Origin of the sequence: Micromonospora sp. DT31 (genome assembly GCF_049841795.1) — a bacterium.
GTDB lineage: Bacteria > Actinomycetota > Actinomycetes > Mycobacteriales > Micromonosporaceae > Micromonospora.
Genome location: NZ_JBNCKZ010000050.1, coordinates 1 through 2,094, shown reverse-complemented (window position 1 = coordinate 2,094; position 2,094 = coordinate 1). Strand labels below are relative to the sequence as shown.

Below are 2,094 nucleotides of genomic sequence, written 5' to 3'. Positions count from 1 at the left end.
GTGTTGGAAGGCGTAGGTGGGTAGGTCGGCGTGGTGGGTGGGGAGGTGGTGGTAGGCGTGGTGCCAGTTGACGGGGCCGTGGGCGACGAACAGTTCGGCGGCGCTGGTGTAGAACCGGTCGAGGCCGCCGTCGTCTCGGCGTAGGGTGCCGGTGACGACCACGTCGTGTCCGGGTCGGGTGTCCTCGATGGTTTCCTCTACCGGCACGGCCAGTACCGGATGCGCGCTGACCTCGATGAAGGTGTCGAAGCCCGCGGTGAGTAGTTCCCGCACCGCGTCGGCGAAACGGACCTGCTGGCGCAGGTTACGGAACCAGTAGCCGGGCTCGACGGCGTCACCGACCCACCGGCAGTCCACGGTGGACAACCACGGGATCTGCGGCGCCTGCGCCCGCACCCCGGCCAGGACCTCGCCGAGTTCCCCCTCGATCGCCTCCACCTGCGAGGAATGCGAGGCATAGTCCACCGGCACCAACCGGGCCCGCACGTCCTGCTCGACGCACTCCTGCACCACCGCCCGCACCGCGTCCGGATCCCCGCTGACCACCACCGACCCCACCGCGTTGACCGCCGCGACCTGCACCCCCGCGAACCGCTGCCGCACCACCGACTCCGGCAACGACACCGACGCCATCGCCCCCCGCCCCGCCAACCGCGCCGCGATCAACCGCGCCCGCAGCACCACCACCCGCAACCCGTCCGCCAGCGACAAACCCCCCGCCACACACGCCGCCGCCACCTCACCCTGCGAATGCCCCACCACCGCGTCCGGGACCACACCACACGCCCGCCACAACGCCGCCAACGACACATTCACCGCGAACGACGCCGGCTGCACCACATCCACCCGCGCCAGCAGATCCCCCCGCCCACCAGCAACCACCTCACGCAACGACCAATCCACACCCAGATCACCCAACACCTGCGCACACTCATCCATCACCTCAGCGAAAACCACCGAGTCCCGCCACAACGCCGCACCCATCCCCACCCACTGCGAACCCTGCCCCGGAAACACAAACACCGTCCGACCCGACACCCGCCGACCCGAATCCACCACCACATTCCCCGCCACCACACCCGACTCGACCGCCCGCAACCCCTCACCCAAACCCACCACACCATCAGCCACCACCACCGCCCGACGATCAAACAACGCCCGACCCGACAACAACGACGCACCCACATCCACCACATCACCACCCACACCCACCAACCGCCCCGCCTGCCCCCGCAACGCCGCCTCACTCCTACCCGACACCACAAACGGCAGAAAACACGGCGCCACCTCACGCACACCAACCACACGATCCGCACCCCGCGGAAACTCCTCCAAAATCACATGCGCATTCGTCCCCGACACACCAAACGACGACACCGCCGCCCGACGCACCCGCCCCACCTCAGGCCACACCCGATTAGCCGTCACCAACTCCACCCCACCCGACGACCAATCCACCTGCCGCGACGGCTCATCCACATGCAACGACGCCGGCACCACACCCGCCCGCAACGCCAACACCATCTTGATCACACCAGCAACCCCCGCCGCCGCCTGCGCATGACCAATATTCGACTTCAAAGAACCCAACAACAACGGCACCGAACCCGACCGCGAACCATACGTCGCCAACAACGCCTGAGCCTCAATCGGATCCCCCAAACGCGTCCCCGTCCCATGCCCCTCCACCACATCAACATCACCCACACCCAAACCCGCCACACCCAACGCCTGCCGAATAACACGCTGCTGCGACGGACCATTCGGCGCCGTCAAACCATTCGACGCCCCATCCTGATTCACCGCCGAACCACGCACCACCGCCAACACCCGATGCCCCAAACGCTGCGCCACCGACAAACGCTCCACCAACAAAAACCCCACCCCCTCCGCCCAACCCGTCCCATCCGCACCCTCCGCAAACGCCTTACAACGCCCATCCACCGCCAACCCACGCTGCCGCGAAAACTCCACAAACGACGCCGGCCGCGCCATCACCGCCACCCCACCCGCCAACGCCAACTCACAATCACCCGACCGCAACCCCTGCACCGCCAAATGCAACGCCACCAACGACGACGAACACGCCGTGTC

General features: G+C 67.2%; 1 protein-coding gene. It reads right to left on the bottom strand.

Features of this window, described 5'->3' with window-relative positions; genetic code table 11:
- Window positions 1-2,094, bottom strand: a 2,094-nt coding sequence (locus ACLQ2X_RS28310; protein ID WP_425684124.1) for a type I polyketide synthase, incomplete at both ends; no start/stop codon positions are given.